This window comes from Actinoplanes sp. NPDC023801, assembly GCF_040639655.1.
In the GTDB taxonomy this organism is placed as follows: domain Bacteria; phylum Actinomycetota; class Actinomycetes; order Mycobacteriales; family Micromonosporaceae; genus Actinoplanes.
The window spans coordinates 211,373-217,372 of sequence record NZ_JBFAAI010000017.1 but is presented as its reverse complement, the minus strand read 5'-3'; the positions used below and the strand labels follow the sequence as shown (position 1 = coordinate 217,372).

The following is a 6,000-nucleotide window of genomic DNA, read 5'->3' as shown; positions in this document are numbered from 1 at the left end:
CTGACGCTGCGCTTCTACGGCAACCTCACCCAGAGCCAGATCGCCGACCAGATCGGCATCTCCCAGATGCACGTCTCCCGCCTGCTCACCAAGGCACTGACCAAGCTCCGCCGTCAGCTGGCCGACTGAGCAGGATCTCCGGCACTCCCGCGCCGCAGTGCGGGAACGCGTCACCGCTGTCTTTCGGGGCAGCGACGGGTGCCGGCTGAGCGAACACCGGTCCGGGCCGTCACCGACGGCCCGGACCGCTGGTGTCCTCAGCGGGGATGCCGCCGCCCGGAAACCCGTACAGCGGTATTTCCGAGCGAGGGAACGCTGGTCACTGCGCGCCGCTGGCCCGCCAGTTGAGGCTGATCAGAAGGTTGCGGGCCTCGTCGGCGACGTCGGTGTCGGCGTGCACCTCGTACGTGGCGGCCTGCAGGGAGCTGCGGGAGGTGAAGTCGCGGCGGCCGCCGGTGGCAGCGTGCGCGATGGCGCCGAAGATCGCACCCCAGACGGCACCGATGAGCACCGTGGTGAGGAGTACGGCGATCCAGCTGGAGTCGCTGAACAGGCCGAAGAAGAGGCCGATCAGCAGACCGAACCAGGCGCCGCTGGCCGCGCCGGCGAGGGCGGCCCGGGCGGTGGTGAGGCGGCCCAGGACGTTCTCGACCAGGCGCAGGTCGGTGCCGACGATGGACGTCCGCTCGACCGGGAACTTGTTGTCGGACAGGTGATCGACCGCCTGCTGGGCGAGCGCGTAGTCGGGGTAGGTGCCGACCACCACGGTGGGGCCGCTCGTCATGCCGGTGCCGGTCGTCTGGGCGGGGAGCGAGGGCACGCTGCCTGCCGGGCCCGGCGGTACCCCGGTGCCGCCGGACGGAACCGCGGAGGACGCCGTGGGCACGGTGGAGGGCCGCGGCGGGATGACCGCGGTGGGGGAGTCGGCCGGCGCCGCGGGGACAGCCACGGGCGGGACCGGTGCGGTCGGGGAGTCGGCGCCGGGGATGGGGCTGGTGGGCGGGTCGGCGGGGATCCGGGCGGTGGGGGAGTCGTTGGGCGGGGTGCTCATTTGGTGCCTCCGTTGAGGGGTGCGGGCTCGCCGGCGGTGAGCCGGACCCAGACGATGAAGGTTGCGGCCGTGGCGGCGACGATGCCGGCCGTGCCGGTAAGGAACGCGAACCGTCCGGACACCAGATCGGGGAGGGCGCTCTCGGACAGGGCCACCGCGACCATGCCGAAGATCCCCGCCGCGGTGGCGAGCACCCCGGCCGCTCCGAGGGCCACCATGACGAGGCGGTTCGGGAGGTGGATGCGGGGTGCCGGTCCGTTGCGGCGCAGGCGTACGCCGAAGACGGCGAGGCAGCCGCATGCCAGCACGATCAGCAGGGCGGCGATGACGTCGCTGGGGCGGTGCCATTCGGCCCAGACGGTGGCGACCGCAACGATCGCGACATAGCCGGCGCCGACCAGGCCGACGGTGCCGCGCAGTGCCCGCGGGAAGACCAGAACCAGCACGAACGCGGCCGAGGCGGCGGCGGTGGCGTGGCCGCTGGGCCACGAGTTGGGCGCCGGGAAGGCGTCCAGCAGCGGGCGGTCCAGGCCGGCCTTGAGCTGCTGGGTGATGACGTTCGCGGTGACCACCACGAAGGCCGCGGCGATCGCCAGGTCGAGGCGGCGGCGCAGCACGCCGAAGGCGGCGGCGACGACGCAGACCAGGGCGAGCACGGCGAGGCGGGTGACATCGAGGGTACGGCTGAGCACCTCGCTCACCCTCGGGTTGTCGAAGTCGCCGCCGCGTAGTGCCGCGGTGTCCAGCTCCTGTCCGAGCGGGGTGCCGACGAACAGCCGGTGCACGGCCCAGGCGCCGGCCGCGGCGAGGATCGCGGCGAGTAGCGGGCTGAGGTTGTGCCACGTGCTGCCCGGCGAGCGGGTGCCGGTGTCGGCGGGAACCGGGCGGGACGCGACTTCCGTCATCGAGGACCTCCTGGGCTGGCGATGCCGACACGGCTTTCCCCGTACGGCCGATTTCCAAGCACAGCAACGTGAGCGCACCCGATCGGGCCCCGCGGGCGCAACGACCGGGACGCACCTTCGTATCCGATGCCGACGGATTTATCCGGCTCTGCCGGGACGAAGGGGACGCTTTCATGAGGCACAAGACCCGACGACTGTTCACCGGCGCGCTGCTGGTGCTTGCCGCCGGGGCCGGTGCGGTGACCGGTCCGCTCGCCGCGCAGGCGGCCGGGACCTCGGTGACCGTCGACGTGAACAGCGAGCTCAAGGTACGGTCCGGGCCCACCGCGGCCGCGGGCGTCGTGGGCACCCTGCGCGACGGTCAGCGGATCACCGTGGAGTGTTCGGTGACCGGTCAGAAGGTGCAGGGCAAGGTCCGTACCACCACCCAGTGGGACCGGATGGCCGGCGGCCGGTACGTGTCGCACGCCTACGTCCTCGGTTCGGTCCGGATCCCGGCCTGCACCCCGCCGGTGAGCTCGCAGACGTACGTGACCGGCAAGGTGCGTACCGCCGACGGGCCCGTCAACGTGCGCAGCGGCCCCTCCGCGAAGAACGCCGTGGTGCGCAAGGCCGTCGACGGCGCGACCGTGAAGATCGTCTGCTCGGTGCAGGGTTCCCGGGTCGCCGGCACGGTGCGTACCACCGACCGCTGGGACAGGCTGTCCGACGGGCAGTACCTCTCGCACGCCTACGTGGTCTCCGGTGCGGTCCCGGCCTGCCCGGCGCCTCCGGCCGCCCCGGCGCCCTCGCTGACCCCGGAGCAGTTCATCGCTGCCGCGTCGTCCGGTGCCCAGCAGGGCTGGCGGCAGTACGGGGTGCCGGCGTCGGTCACCATCGCGCAGGCGATCCTGGAGTCCGGCTGGGGCCGTAGCAGCCTCTCCGCGACGGACCGCAACTACTTCGGCATCAAGTGCCAGAACGGCTACTTCGGCCCGCACGCCGACGGCTGCCACGTGTACCGCACGACCGAGTGCGACAAGGCCGGAAAGTGTTTCGAGACGTCGGACGCCTTCCGGACGTACGCGTCGATGGCCCGGTCGTTCCGGGACCACGGGCATTTCCTCAAGAACAACAAGCGGTACGCCCCGGCGTTCGCGCACACCAAGGACGCGAACAAGTTCATCATGGCCGTGTGGAAGGCCGGGTACGCCACCGACCCGAGCTACTACACCAAGGTCACCGGGATCATGACGAAATACGATTTGTACCGCTACGACACCTGGAAGTAATTCGCGGCATACGCTCCATATGGTGGAGCGACGAGAGAACGGAGCGCAGCGGGTCACCGGCCCTCTGCTCTCCGTTCTCGTGCTTGTGGCCGGCCTGGTCGCCACCGCGTTGTCCGCCGCCGCGCTGTACTCCGCCCAGCGGGACACCGCCACCCGCGAGATGACCCAGCGTCACGAGATGGCGCTGCGAGCGATCCGCAGTGAGACCGAGCGCTATCACCGGCTGCTCACCACGCTTGCCGCCGGCCTGGTCAACGATCCCGAGCTGACCTGGGAGGACTGGGACGGCGCCACCGGCCCGCTGGCCGACGCGCGACTGATCGGCGCCGGCTCGGTGGCGTACGTCGTACCGGTCCGCACCGAGGATGTGACAGCGGCCGAGCGGTTGTGGCGGGCCCGCGGCGCCACCGTGACGTTCCACCCGGACCCCCGCCTCGACGAACACTACTTCGGTGTGTTCCTGCGCTACCTCGACGAGACCGAACCGACCGCGCTCTCCGGTGCCGACCGTGCCGCCAACGACCTGCTGGCCGACACCCTGCGCAAGGCGCGGGAGAACCGTGACATGGCCGTCTCCGACGCGTACGTCCTGGACCGGGACCGCCGCGACGTGCCCGTAGCCGAGCAGCAGAAGTCGTTCATCCTGGCCGTCCCGATCTGGACCAGGGAGAACACCCCGCAGTTCCGCGGCTGGGTCACCTCCAGTCTCCGGGGCCGTGACTTCCTGAGCGAGATCCTGGTGAAGGTCAGCGAGCGGCAGATCTCCGGGGAACTGCTGTCGGTCGACGCCGACAGCAGCCGGCACGAGGTCGCGAGCTGGAACGCCCCCGGCTCACCGGACCTGCACCGTTCCGACCTGGTCCGGGTCGGCGACCGGGACTGGATCCTGGAGACCCACGGCGACTTCCGGCACCTGGTGGGTTCCGGCTGGTACCTGCCGGTGGTCGTGCTGGCCGCCGGGCTGATCCTCACCGGCATGCTGGCCTGGCTGGTGCACGTGCTGGCCACCGGCCGGGCGCGGGCCCGGGCCCGGGTCGAGGAGGCCACCGCGGGCCTGCGCGAGGCCGAGGGCAAGAGCCGCCGGCAGGCCGAGCTGCTCGGCGCGATCATGACGACGATCAGCGACGGCGTCAGCGTGATCGACTCACGCGGCGAGCTCCTGCTGGAGAACCCGGCGGCGAGGCGGCTGCTCGGGGTCCGGGGCCGGCCGGTCGGCCCGGAGAACTGGCAGGAGCACTACGGCGTTTTCCGCCCGGACGGCCGTACGCCGCTGCCGCTCGACGAGATGCCCCTGATCCGCGCACTCCACGGCGAGTCCACCGACGGCGTCGAGGTGCTCATCCGCAACCCGGGACACCCGGAGGGCGTGCTGCTCAGCATCGACGGGCGGCCGCTCGACCCGAGCGCAGGCGAGCACGGCGCGGTCGCCGTCTGCCGGGACGTCACCGAGTTGCGCCGCTACGAGACCGATCTGTCGATCTTCGCGGGCGTGGTGGCCCACGACCTGAAGGCGCCGCTGTCGATGGCCCGCGGGCACGCCGAGCTGGTCCTCGAGGACGTGCCGGACGGCTGGCCGGAGAGCGACGGGATCCGCGACGGGCTGCGCCGCATCCTGCACGCCGTGGACCGGATGGACGCGCTGATCGAGACGATGCTGGCGTACACGACGGCCCGGCATGCCCCGCTGCGCGCGGCCGCCGTCGACCCGGCCGCGATGGTCCGGGAGATCATCGACGAGCGGGTCGCCGGTCTCGGGCCGGACCGGCCGGTGCCGGAGTGGTCGCTCGAGCCGCTGCCGATGGTGCGTGCCGACCCGGCCATGCTGCGGCACGTGCTGGACAACCTGATCGGCAACGCGATGAAGTACGTCCGGCCCGGTGGCACGCCCCGGGTCGAGGTCGCCGCGGGCCCGGCCGGGCGGGGCTTGGTCCGGATCGAGGTCGCCGACTCCGGCATCGGCATCCCGGATGCTGACAAACCGCACATATTCGATACGTTCCACCGCACCGAGGCCGCTGCCGGCTACGCCGGTACCGGGCTCGGCCTCACCATCTGCCAGCGCATCGTCCAGCGGCACGGGGGCGAGATCGGCGTCGCCGACAACCCCGGCGGGGGTACGCGTTTCTGGTTCACCCTGCCCGCCGCCGATCCCAGTGAGGAGCCTGAGATGACCAGCACCGACCGCAGCCCGGCCGAGGACGAGGACGCCGTTCGCGCGGCCCTGGAACGGGCCCTGGCCGAACGGGCCGCGATGACCGAGGCGGCCAGCCTGGCCGGGCTCGTCATGCCGCCCGGCACCGTGCCGTCCGACGAGCCCGCGCCGGGACGGCTGCGCGCACCGATCCCGGAGCGCCGTCACCAGCGCCAGGACTAGTCGGCGCTCACCCTCGGCGGCAGCAGCCGCGCGATCAGCGCCAGCAGCTGGGCCGGGACGAACGGCTTGAGCAGGGTGGCCGAGGCCCCCGCGTCCTCGGCCTGGTTGTCGCCCGGCATCAGCGAGCCGCTCGCCACCACGATCGGGATGTGCCGCAGGGTGTCGTCGGCCCGGATCGCGCGGCACAGGTCCAGGCCGGTCATCCGGGGCATGTCGACGTTCGTGACGACCAGGTCGGGCCGGTGCTCCCGGATCGCCTCCAGCGCCGAGGCCCCGTCGGCTGCCGCCACCACGCGGTGCCCGGCACGTTCCAGGGAGCGTTTGAGCACGTACCGGATGTCGTCGTGATCCTCGGCAACTACGATCACTGTCGGCCTCTTCTTCGTTCGTGGCGGCGAT

At 72.0% G+C, this 6,000-nt stretch carries 6 protein-coding genes; 3 read left to right on the top strand and 3 right to left on the bottom strand.

Annotated features, from left to right (window positions below; all coding sequences use genetic code 11):
- A partial coding sequence (locus AB0G04_RS28275) for a sigma-70 family RNA polymerase sigma factor (RefSeq protein ID WP_360988463.1) occupies positions 1-129 on the top strand: 129 nt, incomplete at its 5' end.
- 190 nt (positions 130-319) lie between these two features.
- Here AB0G04_RS28275 and AB0G04_RS28270 read toward each other — a convergent pair.
- Entirely contained in the window at positions 320-784 is a 465-nt protein-coding gene (locus AB0G04_RS28270; protein WP_360988461.1) for a general stress protein, read from the bottom strand.
- A 263-nt stretch (positions 785-1,047) separates the two neighbouring features.
- Complete coding sequence (locus tag AB0G04_RS28265; RefSeq protein ID WP_360988433.1) at positions 1,048-1,956, bottom strand: phosphatase PAP2 family protein; 909 nt, start codon at positions 1,954-1,956, stop codon at positions 1,048-1,050.
- Positions 1,957-2,129: 173 nt separating this feature from the next.
- On the opposite strand from AB0G04_RS28265, the gene gsmA reads away from it, so the two are divergent.
- Both gsmA and AB0G04_RS28255 read left to right on the top strand, forming a co-directional pair.
- Positions 2,130-3,227: a sporangiospore maturation cell wall hydrolase GsmA gene (gene gsmA / locus AB0G04_RS28260; protein WP_360988431.1), complete on the top strand. Its 1,098-nt coding sequence runs from the start codon at positions 2,130-2,132 to the stop codon at positions 3,225-3,227.
- A gap of 19 nt (positions 3,228-3,246) precedes the next feature.
- Positions 3,247-5,601, top strand: coding sequence for an ATP-binding protein (locus AB0G04_RS28255; protein ID WP_360988429.1), 2,355 nt, complete (start codon positions 3,247-3,249; stop codon positions 5,599-5,601).
- Here AB0G04_RS28255 and AB0G04_RS28250 read toward each other — a convergent pair.
- Positions 5,598-5,969: a response regulator gene (locus AB0G04_RS28250; RefSeq protein WP_360988427.1), complete on the bottom strand. Its 372-nt coding sequence runs from the start codon at positions 5,967-5,969 to the stop codon at positions 5,598-5,600. The genes AB0G04_RS28255 and AB0G04_RS28250 overlap by 4 nt on opposite strands.
- Between the last annotated feature and the right edge of the window lie 31 nt (positions 5,970-6,000).

Coding starts and splice junctions, on each gene's coding strand:
- AB0G04_RS28270 (WP_360988461.1), bottom strand. CDS start 784: ATGACGAGCGGCCCCACCGTGGTGGTCGGCACCTACCCCGACTACGCG.
- gsmA (WP_360988431.1), top strand. CDS start 2,130: ATGAGGCACAAGACCCGACGACTGTTCACCGGCGCGCTGCTGGTGCTT.
- AB0G04_RS28255 (WP_360988429.1), top strand. CDS start 3,247: ATGGTGGAGCGACGAGAGAACGGAGCGCAGCGGGTCACCGGCCCTCTG.
- AB0G04_RS28265 (WP_360988433.1), bottom strand. CDS start 1,956: ATGACGGAAGTCGCGTCCCGCCCGGTTCCCGCCGACACCGGCACCCGC.